Here is a 23,676-nt window from a genome sequence, read left to right on the forward strand (position 1 = left end):
GGGAGGGTCGGGCGCTTCCCGTGTCGTTTCGACGTCGATCAGGGAACGACGTAGCCCGCGGCGCGGTACAGCTCGTACCACTCCGGCCGGGTCAGCGCGACGTCCGCGCCTGCCGCGGACCAGGTCACGCGCTCCGGCGTCGTCGTCCCCAGCACCACCTGCATGTTGGCCGGGTGGCGGGTGATCCACGCAGTGGCGATCCCCTCGGGCCGGACGTCGTACTTCGCCGCCAGCCGGTCGATGACCGCGTTGAGTTCGGGGTAGTCCGGGTTGCCGAGGAAGACCCCGGTGAAGAACCCCGCTTGGAACGGCGACCAGGCCTGGACGGTGATGTCGTTGAGGCGGCAGTAGTCGACGATGCCGAGGTCGCGCGAGATGGACTGGTCGAGACCTGCCATGTTGGCCGCGACGCCCTGCGCCACGATCGGCGCATGCGTGATCGACAGCTGGAGCTGGTTCGCGACAATGGGCTGCGTCACGTAGCGCTTGAGCAGGTCGATCTGGCCGGGCGTGTGGTTCGAGACGCCGAAGTGCCGCACCTTTCCGGCGGCCGACAGCTCGTCGAACGCCCGTGCGACCTCCTCGGGCTCCACCAGCGCGTCGGGGCGGTGCAGCAGCAGGACGTCGATGTAGTCGGTGTCGAGCGCGCGCAGCGATCCGTCGACCTGCGCCACCAGGTGCTCATAGGAGAAATCGAAGTACGGTCCGTCCTTGACGATGCCTGCCTTGGTCTGGAGCGTGATCTCCTCGCGCTCCGCCCGGGAGAGCCGGAGCGCCTCGGCGAAGCGAGTCTCGCAGCCGTGGTACGCACCGTCGCCGTAGATGTCGGCGTGGTCGAAGAAGTCGACCCCCGCCTCACGCGAGGCGTCGTACAGGGCGCGCACCTCGTCGTCGGTCTTGTCCTGGATGCGCATCACGCCGGTGACCACCGCTGGCACGGAGAGATCGGTGGGGCCGAGGTTGAACGTCTTCATCGTCGCTTCCTTCATCGGGTCGTCGCGCGGCCCGCTGGCCGGGCTCCCTTCGAGCCTAGTCCTGGCTCCGCTGCCGGGGCGGTGGACGCCCGGATCACGAGCCGGGTGGCGAGGCGGACGTGCCCGGTCTCGACGGCGCGACCCGACCGGATGTCCAGCAGGCGCCGCACGGCGGCGGCGCCCATGCGCTGCAGGGGCTGGTGCACGGTCGTCAGCCCCGGGACAGCCAGCCCGGCGAGGAAGGTGTCGTCGAAGCCCACGACGCTCAGCTCCTCCGGGACCGCGATGCCCCGCTGGCGGGCGGCCTCGCAGACCCCCATGGCCGCGGGATCACACGGCGCGAAGATCGCGGTCGGGCGCTGAGCCTCGGGGAGGGACAGGAGGCGCTGGGCCGCCTCGAAACCCTCCTCGTGCGTGTAGCCGCCGGGGACGACGAGCGTGGAGTCCATCGGCACCGCATTCATGTGCAGCGCCGACACATACCCGTGGAGGCGCTCGGAGGCGGGAACCGACTCGGACGGCCCCTGGATGAACCCGATCCGGCGGTGCCCCAGCTCGATGAGGTGCTGCGTGGCCTCGACGCCACCGTTCCAGTTCGTGGCCCCGATGCTCATGACCGACGGCGGAAGCGCGTTCGCCGGATCGATCGCCACGAGCGGCAGCCCGAGCTCGCGCACCTTGGCGAGTTGATGCTCCGAGAGCCGTGCCGTCAGGACGATGACGCCGAGAAAGCCCTTGGCCTTGATGAGCTGGAGCCAGTCGTCGCCCAGCGGCACCGGGGTGGTGGTCGCCGGCGCGGATTCCGGTACGTAAAACGTGCTGAGCGCCACCCCGTGCGACATCGAGGTGGTGATCGCTCCCTTGAGGATCTCGAGGGTGTAGCTGGTCGAGAGGTCGTCGGCAACGAGGGCGATCTGCGGATAGGGCGTCGACTCGACCGATACCGGCTCGTAACCCAACTCGTCCACGGCAGCGAGCACGCGGCGCCGGGTCTCCGCCGACACCCCGCCCCGGTCGTTGAGGGCCTTGGACGCCGTCGCGTTGGACACACCCGCGTGTCGCGCAACGTCCTGCAGCCGCACCGCCTTGCCCGTTCTCACGCGGCACAGCCTAGCAGCGAAAAGTTTCGACCGCTTCTTAACGAACCGATAACCACTATTTGGTTGCTCTTGCAGACTAATTGGGGTTACGCTTATGCTCGACATTCGTCAGTCAGAGTTTCACGAAAAGTTTCGTGAACAAGATTCGGAGGATCAACGATGACCCGTGCACTGCCCAAGCTCGCCGCGCTCGTCGCCGGCGCAGCGCTCGCCCTGTCCGCCTGCGGCGGAACGACGGAAGAGGCCACCGACGGCGCGTCGGCCTCGGCGTCCGGCGGCGGCGACGTCACTCTCACGTGGTGGCACAACTCCAACACCGGTGAAGGCAAGGACTACTACGACAAGGTCGCTGCCGACTTCGAGGCCGCGAACCCCGGCGTCACCATCGACGTGCAGGCCATGCAGCACGAGGACATGGTCACCAAGCTCGAGGCCGCCTGGCAGAGCGGCGATGTGCCGGACGTCTACATGGAGCGCGGCGGCGGCGAGCTGGCCGACAAGGTTGAGGCCGGCCTGGTGAAGGACCTGACCGAAGCCGCCGGCGAGACCATCGAGAAGCTCGGCGGCTCCGTCAACGGCTGGACCGTGGACGGCAGGACCTACGGCCTGCCCTTCTCGCTGGGTGTCGTCGGCTTCTGGTACAACACCGAGCTCTTCGAGCAGGCCGGCATCACCGAGGCGCCCACCACCATGGAGGACCTCTACGCCGCCATCGACAAGCTGAAGGCCGCGGGCATCGACCCGATCTCCGTCGGCGCCGGCGACAAGTGGCCCGCCGCGCACTACTGGTACTACTTCGCGCTGCGCGAGTGCTCGGAAGAGGTGCTCTCCGACGCCGTGACGAGCCTGGACTTCACGGACCAGTGCTTCGTGCGGGCCGGCGAGGATCTGGCCGAGCTCGTGGCCAAGGAGCCGTTCAACCCCGGCTTCCTGACCACCCCGGCGCAGTCCGGCCCGACCAGCGCCTCCGGCCTCCTGGCCACGCGCAAGGTCGCCATGGAGCTGGCCGGCCACTGGGAGCCCGGCGTCATGCAGGGCCTGACCGAAGACGAGCAGGGCCTCGGCGAGGCGACCGGCTGGTTCGCCTTCCCGGAGGTCGAGGGCGGCGAGGGTGACCAGAGCGCCGCGCTCGGCGGCGGCGACGCGTGGGCCGTCCCGGCCGACGCCCCCGACCAGGCCGTCGACTTCGTCGAGTACCTGCTGTCCGACGAGATCCAGAAGGGCTTCGCCGAACTCGACATGGGCCTGCCGACCAACCCGACCGCGTCCCAGTACGTGGCCGACCCGGCTCTCGCCAAGCTCCTCGAGGTCCGCGATGAGGCCGGCTACGTCCAGCTGTACTTCGACACCGCCTTCGGCACCTCCGTCGGTGGCGCCATGAACGACGCGATCGCACTCGCTTTCGCCGGTCAGGCCACCGCCCAGGAGATCGTCGACGCCACCCAGGCGGCCGCGGACGCGGAGAAGTAACCCATGACCGACGCCACCACCACGCGCAAGCGGGCGGCGGCCGCGGTCACCACAGCAGGTGAGGGCGGGCGCGCCGAGCGCTCGCCCTCACCGCGCTCCACGCGGTCCGTCAACTGGAGGATGGGGCTGGAGATCGCCGTCTTCGTCCTCCCCGCCCTCGTCCTGTTCTTCATGTTCGTCGTGTGGCCCATGCTGCGCGCAGTCCAGTTCTCGGTGTACCGCTGGAAGGGCTTCGGCCCGCTGACCGACTTCGTCGGTCTCCGCAACTACATCTCGGTCCTCACCAACGACGTCTTCCTCGGCGCGCTCGGCCACAACCTGTTCATCGTCGTCGCCTCGGTGGCCATCCAGCTGCCGCTGGGCATCGCGGTCGCGCTGCTGCTGAACCGCAAGATGAAGTTCCAGGGGCTGCTGCGCACCATCGTCTTCATCCCCTACATCCTCGCCGAGGTCATCGCCGGCGTCGTCTGGTTCCAGCTGCTCCAGCCCCGCTACGGCGTCATCGACTCCATCCTCGCCGGCCTCGGCATCCAGGGGCCCGCCCAGGGCTTCCTCGGAACGCCGGACCTGGCCCTGTGGACCGTCATGGTAGTGCTCACCTGGAAGTACCTGGGCTTCGCGATCATCCTGTTCCTCGCCGGCCTGCAGGGCGTCCCGCAGGAGCTGGACGAGGCCGCCCAGATCGACGGCGCCTCCTGGTGGCAGACCCAGCGCTACATCACCATCCCGCTGCTCGGCCCCACCCTGCGGACCTGGGCCTTCCTGTCCATGGTCGGCGCCCTCCAACTCTTCGACATGGTGTGGATCCTCACCGGCGGCGGCCCCGCCAACGCCACCACGACCATGGCCACGTTCCTCATCAACGAGGGCACCAAGCGCAGCAACTACGGCATCGCCGGCGCCGCCTCGGTGGTCCTCTTCGTCGTGGCGCTCACGATGGCGCTGCTGTACCAGCGCTTCATCCTCAGCCGCGACACCGCCGACTCCGACAAGCGAAAGGTCCGCCGATGACCGCCGCCACCGCCGCCGCACCGGCCGCGACGCGCCGCCGTCGCCTGGGCACCACCAACCCCGTCGTCTACTTCATCGCGCTCGTCGTCGCGGCGTTCTCGCTGGGCCCGGTGCTGTACTCGATCCTCGGCGGTTTCCGCAGCAACGCCCAGCTCGCCGAGTCCCCGGCCGGGATGCCCGACCCCTGGGTCTGGAGCAACTACGCCGGAGTCCTCACCAACCCGAACTTCTGGCGCTACGGCCTCAACTCCATGATCATCGCGCTCCTGACGACCGCCGTCGTCGTGGCGTTCGGCCTCATGGCGGCCTACCCGCTGTCGCGCTACCAGTTCCCCGGCCGCGAGAAGATCTACATGATCTTCGTCCTCGGGCTGCTGTTCCCCGCCACGGTCGCGGTGATCCCGCTGTTCATCATCATCAGCAAGGACCTCGGCATGAGCAACACCTGGTGGGGCGTCGCGCTCCCCCAGGCCGCGTTCGCCCTGCCGACCACGATCGTCATCCTGCGCCCGTTCCTCCAGGCCATCCCCGGCGAACTGGAGGAGGCCGCCATGATCGACGGCGCCAGCCGCATGAGCGTGTTCACCCGCATCATGGTGCCGCTGTCGGCGCCCGGCCTCATCACCGTCGGCGTCCTCGCGTTCGTCGGCTCGTGGAACGCCTACCTGCTGCCGCTGCTGCTGCTCCAGGGCGACATGCGCACCCTGCCGCTGGGCGTGGCCGACTTCTCCACCGAGCACTCCTCCGACACCGCGGGCGTCTTCGCGTTCACCACGCTGAGCATGATCCCCGCGATGGTCTTCTTCCTCACCATGCAGCGCCGCATCGTCGGCGGTCTCCAAGGCGCGGTCAAGGGCTGAGCCCACATCTGCGCGGAAAAGAACCTCCCATGACCTGGACCGATCCCACCCTGCCCATCGACGAGCGCCTCGACGCCCTCATGGACGAGCTCACCCTGACCGACCTCGTCCACCAGCTCGGCTCCTACTGGCACCCCGGCCAGACCGAGGCCCCCGCCCCTGACCCCGACCACCACGACGTCGCCCCCATGGAGAGCGAGTTCTCCCAGGAACTCAAGCCCTGGAAGGAGGCGATCGACGGCGGACTCGGCCACTTGACCCGCGTGTTCGGCACCGACCCCGTCATGGTCGCCGACGGCGTGGCGAAGCTCACCAGCTTCCAGGACGACGTGCGGGCCGCGAACCCGCACCGGATCCCGGCGGTGGCGCACGAGGAGTGCCTCACCGGCTTCACCGCCCTGGGCGCCACCGTGTACCCGGCGTCGATCGCCTGGGGCGCCACCTGGCGGCCCGAGCTGATCGAGGAGATGGCCGCGGCCATCGGCGCCGACCTCGCCTCCGTCGGCGTGCAGCAGGGCCTGTCGCCGCTGCTCGACGTCGTGCGGGACTACCGCTGGGGCCGGGTCGAGGAGACCTGCGGCGAGGACCCGTACCTCGTCGGCACGCTCGGCACCGCCTACGTGCGCGGCCTGCAGTCGGCGGGCGTCGTCGCGACCCCGAAGCACTTCGTCGGCTACCCCGCCAGCCGCTCCGGCCGCAACCACGCGCCGGTGTCGATGGGTCGCCGCGAGCTCGAGGACGTCATGCTGCCGCCGTTCGAGATGGCGGTCCGCGTCGGCGGCGCCGGCTCGATCATGAACTCCTACTGCGACATCGACGGACAGCCCGCCGCCGCCTCCCACGAGCTGCTCACCACGGTGCTGCGGGACCGGTGGGGCTTCGAGGGCACCGTCGTGTCCGACTACTGGAGCATCGCGTTCCTCACCCGCATGCACCGCGTCGCCCCCGACGACGCCACGGCCGCCGCCCTGGCCCTGCGCGCCGGGCTTGACATCGAACTGCCCTCGACCGGCGCCTATTGGGCCATCGAGGAGGCGATCGGGCGCGGGCTCCTCTCGGAGGACGAGGTCCGCCGCGCCGCGCGGCGCGTGCTCCGGCAGAAGCTGCAGCTCGGGCTCCTCGACGACGGCTGGCAGCCGCCGGCCGACCCCGCCGCCGACCTCGACTCCCCCCGCAACCGCGACATCGCCCGCCGCGTGGCCGAGGAGTCGGTGACGCTGCTGGCCAACGACGGCATCCTGCCGCTCGCCGCGGGCCGCAAGGTCGCCGTCGTCGGCCCGACGTGGGACGACGTGCGCGCGTTCATGGGCTGCTACTCCTTCCCCAACCACGTCCTCGCCAAGAGTGGGACCGAGACGGGCCTGGACATCCGCAGGCTGGACGACGCGCTGCGGGCAGCCCTCGGCGACGACGTCACGTTCGCGACCGGGACCGGCTTCACTTCCGGCACCGACGAGGACCTTGCCGCCGCCGTCGCGGCCGCCGCCGCGGCCGAGGTCGCCGTCGTCACGCTGGGTGACATCGCCGGCATGTTCGGCGAGGGAACCTCCGGCGAGGGCTGCGACGTCGTGGACCTCAAGCTCCCCGGCCGGCAGGGCGAACTCCTCGACGCCGTCCTCGCCACGGGCACGCCCACGATCCTGCTGCTCGTCACCGGCCGGCCGTACGCCCTCGGCGAATACGCCGACCGCTGCGCCGCGATCGTCCAAGCGTTCATGCCCGGCGTCGAGGCGGCCGATGTGCTGGCCGGCGTGCTGACCGGCACGCTCAACCCGTCGGGTCGCCTCCCGATCGCGATCCCGTCGCACCACGGCGGGCAGCCGGGCACCTACCTGGCTCCCCCGCTGGGCTGGTTCTCCAACGGCATCTCGAACCTCGATCCGACGCCGCTGTTCCCGTTCGGCCACGGCATCGGGTACGCCACGTTCGAGCTGAGCGACGCCGCGGTCTCGGCGCCGACGATGCCGGTCGACGGCGTCGTCGAGTACTCCGTGACGGTCACCAACACCGGCGATCGCGACGGCGCCGAGGTGGTGCAGCTCTACTCGAGCGACCCATGGGCCGAGGTGGTCCGCCCCCTCAAGCAGCTGATCGGCTACCGCAAGGTCGACCTGTCGGCGGGCGAATCCGCGCGCGTGACGTTCGAGGTCCACGCGGACCGGCTGTCCTTCACCGGCGTCGACATGGCCCGCGTCGTCGAGCCCGGCGAGATCCAGCTGTCGGCCGGCCGGTCCTCCGAGGACCGGCTGCCCGCGCTCTCCGTCGAGATGACGGGCGAGCGCCGGGTGGTCGGCGAGGGTCGCGTGCTGGTGACGCCGTCGACGGTGGTGCCGGCATGAGCGCACGGGTGACGGCCGCGGCCGACCCGGGCCGCTACGGCGCCCGGATGGGCAGCGCGGTGGTGGGCGTCGGTCGTGCCGGCGCGCAGGTCACGGTGCGGCAGACCCGGCACGCCTTCGGGTTCGGCAACATCGGCTTCGACCTCATCGGGCTGGCCAACCGCGAGGACCACTCGATCGAGACGGGCTTCGGGCAGGCACCCGCCGCCCTGGCGGAGACGGTCGCCGAGCGGTGGCTGGAGGTGTTCAACACCGCGACGCTCCCCTTCTACTGGCGCACCTTCGAGCCCGTGGAGGGCGAACCGGACACGGCGCGGCTCCAGGCCGCCGCCCGCTGGTTCGTGGAGCGCGGCGTCACCGTCAAGGGCCATCCCCTGGTGTGGCACACACTCGCGCCGCAGTGGCTGCTCGGGCGCTCCACCGCCGAGGTGCGCCGCCTCATCGAGGCGCGGATCCGGCGGGAGGTGCGCGACTTCGCCGGGCTGATCGGTCTCTGGGACGCCATCAACGAGGTCGTCATCATGCCGGAGTTCACCGCCGAGGAGAACGCCGTGACGCCCCTGGCCCGCGAACTGGGACGGGTGGGGATCGTGCGGCTCGCGTTCGACACCGCCCGTGAGGCCGACCCCACCCTCAAACTGGTGCTCAACGACTTCAACATGTCGGTCAAGTACGAGCGGCTCATCGAGGAGTGCCTGTCCGCCGGGATCCGGATCGACTCCATCGGCCTGCAGAGCCACATGCACCAGGGCTACTGGGGCGAGGAGCGCACGCTCGAGGTGCTGGAGCGGTTCGCCCGCTTCGGGCTGCCGATCCAGATGTCGGAGACCAGCCTCGTGTCCGGGCACATCATGCCGCCCGAGATCGTGGACCTCAACGACTACCAGATCCCGTCGTGGCCCTCGACCCCTGAGGGGGAGGCGCGGCAGGCGGACGAGGTGTCGCGGCACTACCGGACCCTGGTGGCCCACCCCGCCGTCGAATCGGTGACCTACTGGGGCATCACCGACGCCGGCGCCTGGCTGGGCGCGCCCATCGGGTTCCTGCGCGCCGACGGCTCCCCCAAGCCGTCGTTCCACGCCCTGCACGGGCTGATCAAGGGCGAGTGGTGGGTTCCGGAGACTCAGGTGGTCGCGGACGACAACGGCGACGTCGTCGTCGAGGGCTTCGCGGGCGACTACGAGCTCGTCGTCGACGGCCGCGTCACGGCCTTCTCGATCGCGGCCGGGGAGCCTCCGACCCCCTGACCTGCACGACACGCCGATGAACTCGACCCCCGGGCCCGTAGCGGGCCTCGGGGGTCGAGTTCTTTGTGCTTTCGTGCTGCCGGCCGACGGCGCCCTAGCCGTGCAGACGCGCCCCGAAGCGCCCCTCAAGCAGCCAGGAGATCTCGGCGATCACGTGCCGCGGGTCTCCGACGTTGAGCGCCTCGATCCCGTCCTCGGTCTCGGCCAGGACCTCGTGGGTCGCGAGCTGGGACCCCAGCATGCGGTCGGTCATGAAGTGGTTCTGGCGCAGCGTGAGCCGCTCGAGGTTCACCTCCTCCGGCAGCACGAGGTGCACGAAAAAGGTCTCTCCCTCGGCCTTGCGCAACACGTCGCGGTACGCCTGCCTCAGCGCGGAACAGGCGACGACGGTGGAGCGCCCCTCCGCGGCCTGCTCCGTCATCCAGTCCTGCAGCGACTGCAGCCACGGCCAGCGGTCCTCGTCGGTGAGCGGCTCGCCCGACGCCATCTTGTGCCGGTTGGCGTCGCTGTGGAAGTCGTCCCCCTCGGCGAAGGGCAGGCCGAACACCTCGGCGAGTCCTCGTCCGATGGTGGACTTGCCCGTGCCCGCCACGCCCATGACGACGAGGTGCACCGGCCCTGTCGTGGGAGAGGTCATCGCGCGTCCACCTCGACGCCCGGCGCCTCGCGTCGGGCCGCGACCCTGCGGAGAGTGAGATCCTGCATGGCGCAATGGTAATACTATTGGCGCATGCGGCCCAGTCCACGACGGCAACCGCCGCCCCCCGGTTGCCATGCGCCCGGCGTTCCCCGCGCGTCCATGGCCGACGTCGTCGCCGACCGGCTCGGCGCCGACATCGTCGCCGGCGTGCTGCGACCGGGGGACGGGTTCACGCTGCAGGGCCTCATCGATCGATTCGCGGTCTCGCGCACCGTCGCCCGCGAGGCGATGCGACTGCTCGAAGAGATGTCGCTCGTGGCGGCGCGGCCGCGCGTCGGGATCACCGTCCTCCCACCCGACGCCTGGGACCGCTTCAACCCCCGCCTCATCCGCTGGCGCCTCGACTCGCCGCACCGCGACGAGCAACTCCGGTCCCTCACCGAGCTCAGGGAGGCCGTCGAGCCGGCGGCGGCCCGGTTGGCCGCCGAGCGCGCGACCCCGGCGGAGCGCGAGCGGCTCGTGCGCCTGGCCCACGACCTGCGCGACGCCGCCACGACGATCGACGGGGCCACCCTGGCGCGCATCGACATCGACTATCACACCGCTCTGCTGGCCGCCTCCCACAACGAGATGTTCGCCGCGCTGACCGGCGCCGTCGCGGAGGTGCTCGACGGCCGCATCCGCCTCGGCCTGCAGCCCAGCCCGCCCGAGGCCGACGCCCTCGACCTGCACCTGCTGCTCGCGAGGTCCGTGGCGGACGGCGACCGCGCGGCAGCCGAACGGCACGCCCGGGCCCTGGTCCACGAGGTCCGCGACGCCCTCGCCCGGCGATGACCGGGGTGTAACCTCCGCCCCATGCGTGTCGCCTTCATCTCGCTCCACACCTCCCCCGCCGAGCGTGCCGGTACGGCCGATGCCGGCGGGATGAACGTGCTGATCCGGGCCCTGGCCATCGCGCTGCGGCAGGCGGGGATCGACGTGGAGTTCTTCACGCGCCGCTCGTCGCCAGGCCAGCCGGCCACGCACGTGCTCGAAGACGGCATCGTGCTCCACCACGTCGACGCCGGACCGCCCCGGCCCCTGCCGAAGAGCCAGATCGACCAGCACATCGACGAGTTCCGCGCCAACCTGGGGTCCCTCGACCGCTTCGACCTCGTGCACTCCCACCACTGGATGTCCGGCGTCGCCGCCATCCCGCTCGCCCGCGAGGCGGGCATCCCGCACCTCATGACCTTCCACTCGGTGGCCGCCCACCCCAACTCCTCGCTCCGCGACGGCGAGCCGGCGGAATCCCCCGCGCGCCTCGACGGCGAGATCTACTGCGCCACGCAGTCCGATCTGATCCTCGCCGTCAGCCGGCACGAAGCCGCGGTCGTTATCGGCCGCTGCCAGGCCGACCCTGAGCAGGTGATGATCGTCCGGCCCGGCGTCGACACCGAGCTGTTCCACCCGGCCGACGGCGAGGTCTGGACGCCGGACCCGCGCGTCGCGCCCGGCTACCTCCTCTTCGCGGCCCGGCTCCAGCCGCTCAAGGCGCCCGACGTCGCCATCCGCGCCCTCGCGCTCCTTCCGGAGGCGGAACGGCCGCACCTCGTGGTGGTCGGCCAGGCGTCCGCGGACTTCGCGGACTACGAGGCGGAACTACACCGCCTCGTCGCAGACCTCGACCTGACCTCCGACGTCACGTTCCTCCCCGGCCAGGACCGCGAGTCCTTCGCGCGCATCATGCGGCACGCGAGCATCATGCTCGTGCCGTCGCACTCGGAGACCTTCGGGCTGGTCGCGCTGGAGGCGTCGTCCTCGGGCGTCCCGACCCTGGCGGCCGCCGCAGGCGGGCTCACCGAGGCGATCTGCAACGGCCACACCGGCGACCTCGTCCCCACGCACGATCCTCGGGATTGGGCCGAGGCTCTGCTGCGTCTCCTCCGCGACCCGGAGCGGCGCGCACGCATGGCCGTGACGGCCAGGGAGCGCGCCGAGACGATGACGTGGGCGCACGTGGCGGACCGCACGCTTCAGGCCTACCGACGCGCCATCGCCAACGGGGCGGTCAAGCACGTCACCTTCATCCACGCCCACCCCGACGACGAGACGCTCGCCTCGGGCGCCCTCATCGCGCACCTCGTGGACGAGGGCCTGAAGGTGTCCGTGCTGACGTGCACGCGCGGCGAGATGGGCGCCGTCGTCCCCGGGCCGTTGTCACATCTCGCGGGGACCCCGGCGCTGGAGCAGCGCCGCGAGGCCGAGCTCGCGGGCGCCCTCGACTCCCTGGGCGTCCACGCCCACGCCTATCTCGGCATGCCGCCGGCCCGCGCCGCGGACGAGCCGCGCCGCTACCTCGACTCCGGCATGCGGTGGATCGCCGACGGTGTCGCGGGGCCGGGCGAGCAGGCCGATGAACGGTCCCTGACGTCCGCCGACGAGGCGGAGGCGACCGCGGACATCGTTGCGTTCCTCCGGAAGATGCACACGGATCTGGTCGTCAGCTACGACGACGACGGGGGCTACGGCCACCCGGACCACGTGCGCGCCCACCACCTGAGCCGCGCCGCGGCCGAGGAGGTCGGGATCCCGTTCGCCGCGTTGACCACCAACCGTGAGCTCGCGGCACGCTGGTTCGACCTGGAGGGGTACCGCCCGCGGGTGGCCAAGGCGCTGCGCCACCACCGGACCCAGCTGACGGTGCACGACGACGACCGCTCGATCACGCACAGCGGCGGCCAGCCGGACACGATCGTCACGTCGACGGGCCTGCGCGGCGAGGTCCCGCACCTGCCGTGAACCCGGGTGGCGTGACGTAACTCACAGCAGTTGCCGATTTCGCCGTCGTCAGCCGTCTTTCAGCCCGCTGCTGTGAGTTGTGTCACGCCGGAACGCCGCGACTCTCCTGTACCGCGACCACCGCGAACACGAGCATCCCCGCCGCTGGCACGACCAACAGCGCGTACTGCCACGTGATGACCGCGGCGAGCCCCAGTGCCACCGCGGTCATCACCGCCGCGAACGGATCGCGGGCGAGGCGCCCGGGCGACGAGGCCACCACGGCCCACCACGTCCGCCCGGGCCGCCACGACGCGGCCGCCGTCACCACCACGAGGGCGGCAGCCGCGGCCGCGACGCTCAGGACGACCGCCACCGCCGCCGCACCCGGCAGCCCGCCGTCGCGCGCGATGGCGATGTCCAACACGATCAGTAGCGCCACCAGCAGCGACGCCGCCCCGACGACGACGCCCCCGGGCACTGCCCGGCGCACGTCGTCGACGAACTGTCCCACCGTGGCGCTCTCACCGCGCAGGAACCTGCGCAGGTGGGACGCGCCGGCCGCGAACGCGGCGGGCCAGGTCACCACCGGCAGGCTCGCGACGGCCACGAGGATGCCGACCCACAGCGCCTCGCCCAGCAGCGCGAACTTCGACGCCGCCCCGGGCCAGCGCAGCACGCTCCCGTCCGCGGGTTCGGCGATCGCGAACCGCGACCTCCGACTCATCCCTTCAGCCCCTGGGTCGAGACCCCCTCGATGAGGAAGCGCTGGAAGATGATGAAGAACAGCAGGATGGGCAGCAGCGCCAGCACCGACACCGCGACCGTGGCGCCGTAGTCCGACGAGCTGGTCTGGTCGTTGAAGACGCGCAGCGCGAGCGGCAGCGGGTAGTTGTCGGGCGAGTTCAGGTACAGCAGCGGTCCGAGGAAGTCGTTCCAGCTCCAGATGAACGCGAAGATCGACGCCGACACGAGTGTGGGCTTGATCAACGGCAGGATGATCAGCCAGAAGATCCGCCAGTGGCCGCATCCGTCGATCCGGGCGGCCTCGTCCATGTCGCGCGGCAGGCCGCGGATGAACTGGACGATGAGGAAGACGAAGAACGCCTCCACGGCCAGGAACTTACCCAGCAGCAGCGGGACGAACGTGTCGACCAGATCCAGCCGGCGGAACAGCATGTACTGCGGGATGATCAGGACGTGGAACGGCAGCAGGAGCGTGCCGATCATGACGGCGAACCAGGCCCCGTTGCCCCGGAAGCGGATGCGCGCGAACGCGTAGGCGGCCAGCGAGGCCGAGATGACGATCCCCACCACCGACAGCGAAGCCAGGATGAACGAGTTGAGGAAGAACCGCCACAGCGGCACGCCTCCCACGCCCTCCATCACCTTGAAGTAGTTGCCGATCGTCGGGTTCTCGGGCAGGAACGCCTTGTTGGCGCCGAACTCGGCGGTGGGCTTGAACGACGCCGACACCATCCACGCGAGCGGGTAGAGGATGACCGCGGTGAGGGCCACCATGGCGACGACCCAGGCGACCGTGGTCCACGTGCGCCGGCGGCGGAGGCTGCCGGTGCGGGTGGCGGTCCGGTCGCGGTCGACGGTGGTGGCGCTCATCGCTTGTCTCCCGAGTAGTGCACCCACGAGTTCGAGGTGCGGAACATGATCACCGCGATGATGCCGACGGCGATCAGCAGCACCCAGGCCATCGCCGACGCGTAGCCCATCTGGGTGTTGGTGAAGGCTCGCGTGTAGAGGTAGACGGTGTAGAAGTTGGTCGCGCCCGCCGGTCCCCCGGTGCCCGAGCCGATGATGTAGGCGGAGGCGAAGACCTGGAACGCGTGGATCATCTCCAGCAGCAGGTTGAAGAAGATCACCGGCGAGAGCATGGGCAGCGTCACGTTGCGGAACTTGCCCAGCGGGCCGGCACCGTCGACGGAGGCGGCCTCGTACAGCTCTGCCGGGACCTGCTTGAGGCCCGCCAGGAAGATGACCATGGGGGCGCCGAACTGCCAGACGGCCAGCAGGATCATCATGGGCAGGATGAGGGCCGGGATCCCGACCCAGCCGCCGATGTCGATGCCGAAGATGCGCAGCGAGCTGTCGACGGGGCCACCCGTGGAGAACATGGCGCGCCACACGATGGCGATGCTGACCGAAGCGCCGATGAGCGACGGCGCGTAGAACGCCGACCGGAAGAACCCGGTGCCCTTCGAGCGGTAGTTGAGCAGCATCGCCACGGCCAACGCGGCCAGGAGCTTGATGGGGGTGCCGACAAGGACGTACAGCAGGGTGATGCGGACAGATCCCCACCAGACCTCGTCGTCCATCATGCGGGAGAAATTGTCGAGGCCGATGAACTCGGTCTTGCCGAAGATGCTGTAGTTCGTGAAGGCCAGGTACAGCGAGAAGAGTATGGGCCCGGCGGTCAGGAGGAAGAACCCGATCAGCCAAGGGGTGAGGAACAGATAGCCGGCGGCGTCCTCGCGCCGCTGCAGGGCACGCCTGCGCCGGGGGGCGGGGGTCGAGCCACCCGCCCCGGCGGGTGCGCCGCGTGGGTTGCGATCGTCATGGGGTGCTCCGTGGTCACCCGAGGATGACGTCGGCCTCGGCGAAGAACTGCTCGACAGCCTCGTCGACGGTGACGGCACCCAGGCCGAGGGCCTTGCCGAGATCCCAGAACTTCTGCTCCAGCGCGCCGTAGCCGACGACGGGGACGGGCGGGGCGTCGCCGATGCGGTCAGCGACCGAGTCGAGGAAGTCGGCGACCTGCTTGTCCGGACGAGCACGGCGCCGTCGAGCTTGCTGCTGGAGGCGGGGAATCCGAGCGTGGTGCCGAAGATCTCGCCGGCCTTCTCGCTGTTGACGACATAGTCGAGGAACAGGGCCGCGGCCTCAGGATGCTCGGTGTCGGCCGAGATGGCCATCTGCAGGCCGGCCTGACGGTAGAGGTCCTTCGCGCCCTCCTTCGCTGTGGGCGGCGCGACCATCGCGATCGACTGGGCTCCCGAGTCGGCCAGATAGCCGCCCAGGAAGTTGCTCCAGCTGGTCTCGCTGACGGTCATCCCCGCACCGAAGCCGGACTTGGGCGCGATCTCCTCCAGCTTGCTCTGCGGGATGCCGGCGCCGTCACGCATCGCGGCTCCGGACTCCCAGAAGGCCTTGAGCTCCTCCTGGTGAAGCCGAGCTCGCCGTCGTCGGTGTAGAGGTTCTTGCCCTCGGCCCGGAGCGCGAGTTCGAACGTCTGGATGCGCTGGGTGATGTCGGTTCCGCCGTAGACGGCCCCACCGGTCTTCTCCGTGACTCCGGACATCCACTCGCCGAACTCGGCGAAGGTGGTCCCGCCCTCGGGCATCTCGAGGCCGTGCTCGGCGATGAGATCCTCGTTGACGAAGTTGGCCCACGTCGAGTAGCCGGTCGGTAGCGAGTACTGCACGCCGTCGAGCTGGCCGGTGCCCTTCAACCCGTCCTCGAAGGTGTCCATGTCGACGTAGTCGGCCACGGTCCCCAGGTCGAGGAGGTAGCCGGGCTCCGCGTACTGCCGCAGGTAGCTGTCGGAGAACTGCCACACGTCCGGCAGCCCACCGCCCGCGCCGTCGTCGACCACGTTTCCGCCCTCGTCGAGTCCGAAGCGCTCCCCACCGCCGTCATCGGGGTAGCGTCGAGCGACGGCATCCAGCTCTTCGAGGCGCGCGGCCGAACCGGCCCGAGGCCCAGAGCGACCGGGGTTCGACGTGGCCGTCCTCGACCGCCTGATCAGGCAGGCCACGGCGGGCTGAATTGTCCTCACAAGCCGTCGGGCCCCAACGGTTTGATCCACTCAACGACGCATCCGACAGTCTTACCCGAGCTATTGACAGTACAAACCTCACAAACCTAGACTGAGGTCAGCTCGACGATGAGCAACCCGAAAGGATGACGATGGCTGTCGACAAGAGCCGCAACACCGATCCGCGATACTCCCGCCTGACGATCGGCGTCTGCCCCGATCAGTGGGGCGTGTGGTTCCCCGAGGATCCCGCGCAGATCCCGTGGGAGAAGGCGCTCGACGAGATGGCCGAGGCCGGCTTCTCCGTGATGGAGACGGGACCCTTCGGCTACTTCCCGACCGAGCCCAAGCGTCTCCAGGAGGAGATGAGCAAGCGGGGCTTCCGCGTCGTCGCCGGCACCGCGTGGGGCATCCTGCACAAGGAGGAGGCCTGGGCGGACACCGAGCGCACCTTCCGCGCCGTGGGTGAGACCCACGCCGCCGTCGGCGCCGAGTACGTCGTCCACCTGCCACCCATGTTCCGCGACGAGCACACCGGGGCCTTCACCGACGACCGTCACCTCGACGGCAAAGCCTGGGACCTCTACATCAACAACGCCAACCGCCTTGGCCGCATGATGAAGGAGGACTACGGCCTTCAGATGGTCCTGCACCCGCACGGCGACTCGCACATCGAGACCCGCGAGGACATCGACCGCATCTTCCAGGCCACCGATCCCGAGTACGTCGGCTTCTGCCTCGACACGGGTCACATCGTCTACGGCATGGCCGACAACATCGCGCTCATCAAGGACTACCCCGAGCGGATCTCCTACGTCCACATCAAGGCCATGGACCCGAAGCTCGTCAAGCAGGCCCACGACGAGGACTGGCCGTTCGTCAAGGCCGTCAAGGCCGGCTGCTCCGTGGCGCCGCCGGAGGGCGAGCCCGACATGCCCACCCTCGTCGAGGCGCTGGCCGACCTCAACAAGGACCTCTACGTCATCTGCGAGCAGGACATGTACGGCTGCGACCCGTCCTACCCGCTGCCCAACGCCATCAAGACACGCGAGTACCTGGCCTCCGTCGGCCTCGGCCTCCTCTGACCCGGAAGGATCCACAGGACATGACTCTCCGGATCGGAATGATCGGCCCCGGCGGCATGGGCAAGGCGCACATCGAGCGCATCCACACCGTCATCTCCGGTGGCCGCGTCGTCGCGGTCAGCGACGTCAACCCTGACAACGCCAACGCCGTCGCCGAACAGATCGGCGGCACCGCATACGCCACGAGCGCCGAGCTCATCAACTCCCCCGACGTCGACGCGATCATGATCGCCAGCTACGGCCCGGCCCACAAGCCCGACGTCATCGCCGCGATCGAGGCCGGCAAGTACGTCTTCTGCGAGAAGCCGCTCGCTCCCACCGCGGCCGAGTGCGAGGAGATCATGGCGGCCGAGCAGAAGGCCGGCAAGAAGCTCGTCACCGTCGGCTTCATGCGCCGGTTCGACGCCTCGTACCGCGAGATGAAGAAGATCCTCGACGACGGCGAGGTGGGCGAGGCCCTTATGGTGCACTGCGCGCACCGCAACCCCACCGTCCCCGAGATGTATACGTGGGATATGGCCATCAACGACACGGCCATCCACGAGATCGACACCATGCGCTGGCTGCTCGGCGAGGAGTTCGTCTCGGCGCGCGTCGACAAGCCGAAGAAAACCTCGCTGCGCTTCGAGCACCTGCAGGATCCGCTGGTGCTGATCCTCACCTCCGAGTCCGGCGTGCGGGTCGACGACGAGGTGTTCGTCAACTGCCAGTACGGCTACGACATCCAGTGCGAACTGGTGGCCGAACAGGGCGTGGTGCGGCTCGGGGACCAGGAGCTGGTGCACCGCGCCGACAAGCTCGGGCGCCGCAACCGGCTCACGATGGACCATAACCAGCGCTTCGGCCAGGCCTTCGTCACCGAGGTGCAGGAGTGGATCACCGCCGTGTCGCAGGACCGGCACACCGGCTCGGACTCGTGGGACGGCTACGCCGCCGCCGTGGTCTGCGACGCCGGGGTCGCTGCACTCACCGCGGACGGCGAGGTCCCGATCACGATGATCGAGCGCCCCGCCCTGTACGCCTGACCTCTCACGTATCCGCCCGGGCGCGCCCGGACCGGCCCGCAGTGTACCGCGGCGTCGCGCCCGGGCGGGCACACGCATCCCCCACAGACCCGAGGAGCCCCCATGGTCAAGATCCTGCTCGACCCCTCCATGTACCACCCCCACCTCAGCGTCGCTCAGGAGTGCGAGAAGGCCGCCGACCTCGGCTACAGCTACATCGAGCTGTCGCCACGCGCCGACTTCCACGAGTGGCACCACTACCCCAAGGTCGACAAGGCGGAGATCGCTCGCGTCAAGAAGGCCATGCAGACCACCGGCGTGAAGATCGAGACGTTCAACCCGGTCTTCAACTGGAGCTCCCCCGACGAGCAGGAGCGCCAGGCCCAAGTCCGCAACTGGCGACGGCTGCTCGAGATCGCCGAGGAGCTCGAGGTGCCGCTCATGGCCACGGAGTTCTCCGGGGACCCGAACCAGCCGCTGAAGAGCGAGCACCAGTTCTACCGGTCGATCGAGGAGCTGATCCCCGACTTCGAGAAGCGTGGCATCGAGTGCGTCGTCGAGGCTCACCCCTATGATTTTGTCGAGACAAACGACCGCGCCGTCCAGGTGGTGCGCGGGGTGGACAAGGACTGGTTCAACTACCAGTTCTGTCTGCCCCATCTGTTCCACCTCTCGCTGGGGAAGAGCAACCCCCGCGAGCTCATGGAGTACGCCGGGGAGCGCCTGCGCCACGTGCACGTCGCGGACGTCTGGAACCACCTGGCGAACGTGGGCAACCGCTACATCATCAACCCTCCGGGCGTAGACGCGCGCATCCACCAGCACAACGAGATCGGCAACGGCGAGGTCCCGTGGGACGAGGTCTTCGGCTACCTGCGCGAGGTCGACTACGACGGCCGCCTGTCGGTCTGCGTGTTCGGCTGGGAGGAGGAGGCCGACGCCATCCACGTCCGGATGCGGGAGCGCCTCGAGGCAGAATTTTCACAACGGAGCGATAACAACTGAGCAATTGTCTTGACATAGATAGGAGGAACTGGTCATCATTGGCGTGTCGCGAAGATGCGACACTCCCTCCCTGCGGAGTCGCCCGACCACCGCACCCACCACGGAAGAGAGCATTGCAATGAAGCAAGGAATCAAGCTCGCGGGCCTGCTGGCCAGCGCGGCCATCGCCTTGAGCGCCTGCGGCACCACCGCAAGCACCCCCACCACGAGCGCCCCCGCGGGCAGCGACTCCAGCGCCCCCGCGGCCTCCGCCGGCGCGACCGTGACCTTCGCCCCGAGCGAGGTCGTCAAGCCCAACGACGGCGAGAGCCTGAAGATCGGCGTGACCTTCCCCATCCTCGACCAGTTCCTGCAGAAGGTCGCCGACGGCATCGAGGCCCGCGCTGAGGAGGCCGGCGTCGAGGTGACGATCGTGTCCGCGCAGGAGAAGGCCGACACGCAGCTCGGCCAGGTCGAGAACTTCATCTCGCAGGGCGTCGACGGCATCATCGTCATCCCCGTCGACACCGACGCGGCCGGCCCGATGACCCAGAAGGCCCAGGATGCCGAGATCCCGCTGGCCTACGTCAACCGTCGTCCCGCCGACCTCCCGGCCGGCGTTCCCTACGTCGGTTCCGACTCGCTGGTCTCCGGCGTGCTGGAGATGGAGGCTCTCGCTGAGCTCGCCGGTGGCAAGGGCAAGGTCGGCATCATCCAGGGCGACCCGGCCAACGAGGCTGCCCGCCTGCGGACCCAGGGGTGCAAGGACGTCGTCGCCAAGTACCCGGACATGGAGGTCGTGCGCGAGCAGGCCGGCAACTGGTACCGCGAGAAGGGCCTGCAGATCACCGAGAACTGGATCCAGTCCGGTGACGACATCGACATCATCTGCGCCAACAACGACGAGATGGCGCTGGGCGCCATCCAGGCGCTGAAGAACGCCGGCATGCTTGAGGACGTCCTCGTGGGCGGCGTGGACGCCACCGCGGACGCGCTGGCAGCCATGGAGGCCGGTGAGCTCGAGGTGACCGTGTTCCAGGATGCGGCTGGCCAGGGTGCCGGTGGCGTGGACGCCATCATCACCATGTACAACGGCGACGCAGTTCCGGCCGTCATCGACGTGCCGTACCAGCTGGTGACGCCGGAGAACATGGCCGACTTCAAGTGACGAACATCGGTGGCCGGGTGCGGTGAACGCCCCGGCCACCGGCTTCGGCAGGGAGGAACGAGATGCAAGAAGTGATTCTGCGGATGCGCGACATCCGCAAGACGTTCCCGGGCGTGGTCGCCCTCGACGGGGTCCAGCTGGACGTGCGCAGCGGCACGGTCCACTCGCTCATGGGCGAGAACGGAGCAGGCAAGTCGACGCTGATGAAGTGCCTCATCGGGATGTACACCCCGGACGCCGGCACCATCGAACTGGCGGGGGACCAGGTCAGCTTCAAGGACACCAAGGATGGCCTGGAACACGGGATCTCGATGATCCACCAGGAGCTCTCCCCCGTGCCGGAGATGATGGTGGCCGAGAACATCTGGCTCGGCCGGGAACAGCGGGGCAAGTTCGGCCTCCTGGACCCGAAGCTCATCATCCGCAAGACGCAGGAACTGTTCGACGAGTGGGATATCAAGATCGATCCCCGCGCGAAGATGAAGGACCTCACCGTAGCGCGCCAGCAGATGGTCGAGATCGCCAAGGCGATCAGCTACGACGCGAAGATCATCATCATGGACGAGCCGACGTCGGCCATCCCTGAGCGCGAGGTCGAGCACCTGCACGGGATGATCAAGCGGCTCACCGACTACGGCGTGGCCATCATCTACATCACCCACAAGATGGACGAGGTCTTCAAGATCTCCGACGACATCACCGTCTTCCGCGACGGCAAGCACGTCGCGTCCGTGCCAGCCAAGGAGCTGACCCGCGACAAGCTGATCCAGCTCATGGTCGGCCGCGAGCTCACCAGCCTGTTCCCCAAGCTGGAGGCCGAGATCGGCGAGGTCGTGCTGTCCGTGCGTAACCTCAACCGCGGCAAGCTCGTGCGCGACGTCAGCTTCGACGTCCGCGCCGGCGAGATCGTGGGCTTCGCGGGTCTCATGGGCGCGGGTCGCACCGAGGTGCTGGAGACCGTCTTCGGAATCCACCCGGCCGAGAGCGGCGAGATCGAGATCCGGGGCAAGAAGGTTCGCATCCGCGAGCCGAAGGACGCCATCGCTGCCAACATCGGCATGCTGACCGAGGACCGCAAGCACAACGGCATCATGGGCGTGCTGTCCGTGCGCGACAACATCACGATCGCCGCCCTCCCGAAGTTCAGCCCCAAGGGCTTCCTCAAGATGGGCGACCTCAAGCGCGTCAGCGAGGAGCAGCGGCAGGCGCTGCGGATCAAGACGCCGAACCTGGAGCAGCTGATCAAGAACCTCTCGGGCGGCAACCAGCAGAAGGCGCTCATCTCGCGCTGGCTGCTCACCGTGCCGGATGTGCTGATGATCGACGAGCCTACCCGCGGCATCGACGTCGGCGCCAAGAGCGAGATCCACCGCCTCATGTCGCAGCTTGCGCAGCAGGGCAAGGCCATCGTCATGGTCTCCTCCGAGCTCCCCGAGGTCCTCGGGATGAGCGACCGGGTCATCGTCATGCACGAGGGCCGTATCTCCGGCGAGCTGTCCCGTGCGGACGCGAACCAGGAATCCATCATGCATCTGGCCACCGGCGGCGACGCGGCCGCCGCCTAGGAAGGAATCACCACACCCATGTCTGACACCGCAGCTGAACCCCGGGCGAAATTCGACGCCAAGACGTTCACCAAGACGTACGCGATCCTGCTGATCCTGGTCGGCTTCATGATCATCCTGGCCATCGTGACCGGCGGCACGTTCCTGCAGCCGCGCAACCTCATCAACGTCGTCGTGCAGGTGGCCCCCATCGGCATCGTCGCGCTGGGCATGATGTTCGCCATCATCACCAAGGGCATCGACCTGTCCGTCGGGTCCACGGTGGCGCTGGTCGCCGTCGTCTCCGCCAGCCTGGCGCAGGTCCAGAGCGACACTATGATGTTCCCGGGCCTCCCGCCGATGCCGGTCTTCGTGTCGGTGCTCGCCGGCCTCCTCACGGGCGCGATCATCGGTGCCATCGTCGGCAGCCTCGTGGCCTACTTCCGGATCCCGCCCTTCGTCGCGACCCTCGGCATGATGACCGCGGCCCGCGGCCTGGCGAACATCTACACGGGCGGCCGCCCGGTCTCGAACCTCGCCCCCGGCTTCAACTGGATGGGTCAGGGCAACATCCTCGGCGTCCCGGTCCCGATGATCATCTTCATCCTTGTGGCCGTCGTGATCTGGGTCGTGCTGAACCGGACCCGCTTCGGTCGCCACACGTACGCCATCGGCGGCAACGACCAGGCCGCCCGCGTGTCGGGCATCAGCATCGGCAAGGTGCAGTTCTTCATCTACACCCTGATCGGGCTGCTGGCCGGCCTCGCCGGCATGATCCTGGCCGCTCGCATCGGCTCCGGTCAGCCGACCCTCGGCGTGATGCTCGAGCTCGACGCCATCACCGCGGCCGTCATCGGCGGCACCTCCTTCAACGGCGGCGTCGGCACGGTCTGGGGCGTCGTGGTCGGCGCGCTGATCATCGGCGTCATCAACAACGGCCTGGACCTCATGAACGTCTCCCCGTTCATGCAGATGGTCGTCAAGGGCGCGATCATCGTCATCGCGATCATCATCGACGAGCGCAAGAACCGCTAGGTTCACGCTCACCTCTCACCGCCGCAGGGGCGGGGCCACCGGCCCCGCCCCTGTCGCATTCCCCCGGTACGGTGGAACCATGCGCCTGATCCTGATCCGCCACGGAGAGACCGACAGCAACGTCAACCGTCAGCTCGACACGGCCTACCCCGGCGCCCCGCTCAACCACCGGGGCCTCGCTCAGGCGGAGGCGCTCGTCGAGGCCTTGGCGCACGAGCGGATCGACGCCCTCTACGCGTCGACCCTCACGCGGGCGCAGCAGACGGCAGCCCCGCTCGCCCGGTCCAGGGAACTCGAGGTCGTCGTCGTCGACGGCATCCAGGAGATCGCAGCCGGCGTCGAGGAGATGAACACCGACTGGACCGTCTACGTCGGGATGCTGAACTCCTGGGCGCCGCACAACCTCGACGTCGGCCTGGACGGCGGGGAGACGGCACGGCAGTTCCTCACGCGCTTCAGCAACGCCGTCGCGGCCATGGAGCAGGCCGGCGACGACGCAGTGGCACTCGTCAGCCACGGGGCGGCCCTGCGGGTCTGGGCGATCTCGCAGGACCCGTCGATCGGGTTCGAGAACGCCGCACCCCTGCACAACACGCAGTGGATCGTCCTGAACGGGTCGACGTCGGAGGGCTGGACGATTGAGCGGTGGGGCGACCACATCCGCCCCACCGCTCAAATGCGCTGAT

Annotated in this window: 21 protein-coding genes; 14 read left to right on the forward strand and 7 right to left on the reverse strand. The window is 69.1% G+C overall.

The window, feature by feature from the left end; all coding sequences use genetic code 11:
- Positions 1-38 precede the first annotated feature (38 nt).
- A complete protein-coding gene (locus tag ACFQPD_RS01625; protein WP_068751995.1) occupies positions 39-974 on the reverse strand; it encodes an aldo/keto reductase family oxidoreductase in 936 nt (311 codons plus the stop codon).
- 11 nt (positions 975-985) lie between these two features.
- The gene (locus ACFQPD_RS01630; protein WP_385897725.1) at positions 986-2,074 is read right to left on the reverse strand and encodes a LacI family DNA-binding transcriptional regulator; all 1,089 of its coding nucleotides are present in this window, start codon (positions 2,072-2,074) and stop codon (positions 986-988) included.
- 159 nt (positions 2,075-2,233) lie between these two features.
- Here ACFQPD_RS01630 and ACFQPD_RS01635 point away from each other — a divergent pair, with 159 nt between their 5' ends.
- The 5 genes from ACFQPD_RS01635 to ACFQPD_RS01655 are packed head-to-tail and all read left to right on the forward strand — an operon-like array spanning position 2,234 to position 9,001.
- The gene (locus tag ACFQPD_RS01635; RefSeq protein ID WP_385897728.1) at positions 2,234-3,544 is read left to right on the forward strand and encodes an extracellular solute-binding protein; all 1,311 of its coding nucleotides are present in this window, start codon (positions 2,234-2,236) and stop codon (positions 3,542-3,544) included.
- A gap of 3 nt (positions 3,545-3,547) precedes the next feature.
- Complete coding sequence (locus tag ACFQPD_RS01640) at positions 3,548-4,555, forward strand: carbohydrate ABC transporter permease (RefSeq protein ID WP_385897730.1); 1,008 nt, start codon at positions 3,548-3,550, stop codon at positions 4,553-4,555.
- Positions 4,552-5,415, forward strand: coding sequence for a carbohydrate ABC transporter permease (locus ACFQPD_RS01645; RefSeq protein WP_385897732.1), 864 nt, complete (start codon positions 4,552-4,554; stop codon positions 5,413-5,415). Before ACFQPD_RS01640 ends, ACFQPD_RS01645 begins: the two co-directional genes overlap by 4 nt.
- A 29-nt stretch (positions 5,416-5,444) precedes the next feature.
- Positions 5,445-7,754, forward strand: a complete 2,310-nt coding sequence (locus tag ACFQPD_RS01650) for a glycoside hydrolase family 3 N-terminal domain-containing protein (protein ID WP_385897735.1) — start codon at positions 5,445-5,447, stop codon at positions 7,752-7,754.
- Complete coding sequence (locus tag ACFQPD_RS01655; protein ID WP_385897737.1) at positions 7,751-9,001, forward strand: endo-1,4-beta-xylanase; 1,251 nt, start codon at positions 7,751-7,753, stop codon at positions 8,999-9,001. The genes ACFQPD_RS01650 and ACFQPD_RS01655 overlap by 4 nt, the downstream gene beginning before the upstream one ends.
- A gap of 94 nt (positions 9,002-9,095) precedes the next feature.
- On the opposite strand, the gene ACFQPD_RS01660 is transcribed toward ACFQPD_RS01655, so the two are convergent.
- Entirely contained in the window at positions 9,096-9,638 is a 543-nt protein-coding gene (locus tag ACFQPD_RS01660) for a gluconokinase (protein WP_385897739.1), read from the reverse strand.
- Between the two features lie 162 nt (positions 9,639-9,800).
- On the opposite strand from ACFQPD_RS01660, the gene ACFQPD_RS01665 reads away from it, so the two are divergent.
- Both ACFQPD_RS01665 and ACFQPD_RS01670 read left to right on the forward strand, forming a co-directional pair.
- Positions 9,801-10,475, forward strand: a complete 675-nt coding sequence (locus ACFQPD_RS01665; RefSeq protein WP_385897741.1) for a FadR/GntR family transcriptional regulator — start codon at positions 9,801-9,803, stop codon at positions 10,473-10,475.
- A gap of 21 nt (positions 10,476-10,496) precedes the next feature.
- Complete coding sequence (locus ACFQPD_RS01670) at positions 10,497-12,422, forward strand: glycosyltransferase (protein WP_385897743.1); 1,926 nt, start codon at positions 10,497-10,499, stop codon at positions 12,420-12,422.
- Positions 12,423-12,504: 82 nt separating this feature from the next.
- Here the strand turns inward: ACFQPD_RS01670 and ACFQPD_RS01675 are convergent, their stop codons facing one another.
- The 4 genes from ACFQPD_RS01675 to ACFQPD_RS01690 are packed head-to-tail and all read right to left on the reverse strand — an operon-like array spanning position 12,505 to position 16,008.
- Positions 12,505-13,128 (reverse strand): hypothetical protein, encoded by a 624-nt coding sequence (locus tag ACFQPD_RS01675; RefSeq protein ID WP_385897745.1) that lies wholly within the window; start codon positions 13,126-13,128, stop codon positions 12,505-12,507.
- Positions 13,125-14,018, reverse strand: a complete 894-nt coding sequence (locus ACFQPD_RS01680; RefSeq protein ID WP_385897747.1) for a carbohydrate ABC transporter permease — start codon at positions 14,016-14,018, stop codon at positions 13,125-13,127. The genes ACFQPD_RS01675 and ACFQPD_RS01680 overlap by 4 nt, the downstream gene beginning before the upstream one ends.
- Positions 14,015-15,538, reverse strand: a complete 1,524-nt coding sequence (locus ACFQPD_RS01685) for an ABC transporter permease subunit (RefSeq protein WP_385897749.1) — start codon at positions 15,536-15,538, stop codon at positions 14,015-14,017. The genes ACFQPD_RS01680 and ACFQPD_RS01685 overlap by 4 nt, the downstream gene beginning before the upstream one ends.
- Entirely contained in the window at positions 15,463-16,008 is a 546-nt protein-coding gene (locus ACFQPD_RS01690) for an ABC transporter substrate-binding protein (protein ID WP_385897751.1), read from the reverse strand. Before ACFQPD_RS01690 ends, ACFQPD_RS01685 begins: the two co-directional genes overlap by 76 nt.
- 314 nt (positions 16,009-16,322) lie before the next feature.
- On the opposite strand from ACFQPD_RS01690, the gene ACFQPD_RS01695 reads away from it, so the two are divergent.
- From ACFQPD_RS01695 to ACFQPD_RS01725, 7 genes are all read left to right on the forward strand, one after another.
- Positions 16,323-17,255 carry a TIM barrel protein gene (locus ACFQPD_RS01695; protein ID WP_385897753.1) on the forward strand — a complete coding sequence of 311 codons (933 nt, stop codon included), beginning with the start codon at positions 16,323-16,325 and terminating at the stop codon, positions 17,253-17,255.
- Positions 17,256-17,275: 20 nt separating this feature from the next.
- Positions 17,276-18,280 (forward strand): Gfo/Idh/MocA family protein, encoded by a 1,005-nt coding sequence (locus ACFQPD_RS01700; RefSeq protein WP_385897756.1) that lies wholly within the window; start codon positions 17,276-17,278, stop codon positions 18,278-18,280.
- A gap of 102 nt (positions 18,281-18,382) precedes the next feature.
- The gene (locus ACFQPD_RS01705) at positions 18,383-19,264 is read left to right on the forward strand and encodes a sugar phosphate isomerase/epimerase family protein (RefSeq protein WP_385897759.1); all 882 of its coding nucleotides are present in this window, start codon (positions 18,383-18,385) and stop codon (positions 19,262-19,264) included.
- Positions 19,265-19,382: 118 nt separating this feature from the next.
- The gene (locus tag ACFQPD_RS01710) at positions 19,383-20,411 is read left to right on the forward strand and encodes a sugar ABC transporter substrate-binding protein (RefSeq protein WP_385897762.1); all 1,029 of its coding nucleotides are present in this window, start codon (positions 19,383-19,385) and stop codon (positions 20,409-20,411) included.
- Positions 20,412-20,473: 62 nt separating this feature from the next.
- Positions 20,474-21,976 (forward strand): sugar ABC transporter ATP-binding protein, encoded by a 1,503-nt coding sequence (locus tag ACFQPD_RS01715; RefSeq protein ID WP_385897764.1) that lies wholly within the window; start codon positions 20,474-20,476, stop codon positions 21,974-21,976.
- Between the two features lie 18 nt (positions 21,977-21,994).
- Positions 21,995-22,990: an ABC transporter permease gene (locus tag ACFQPD_RS01720; protein ID WP_385897766.1), complete on the forward strand. Its 996-nt coding sequence runs from the start codon at positions 21,995-21,997 to the stop codon at positions 22,988-22,990.
- A 79-nt stretch (positions 22,991-23,069) separates the two neighbouring features.
- Complete coding sequence (locus ACFQPD_RS01725; protein ID WP_353080767.1) at positions 23,070-23,675, forward strand: histidine phosphatase family protein; 606 nt, start codon at positions 23,070-23,072, stop codon at positions 23,673-23,675.
- The last annotated feature ends 1 nt before the right edge of the window (position 23,676 follow it).

This window comes from Tessaracoccus sp. O5.2 (assembly GCF_964266725.1).
In the GTDB taxonomy this organism is placed as follows: domain Bacteria; phylum Actinomycetota; class Actinomycetes; order Propionibacteriales; family Propionibacteriaceae; genus Arachnia; species Arachnia lapidicapta.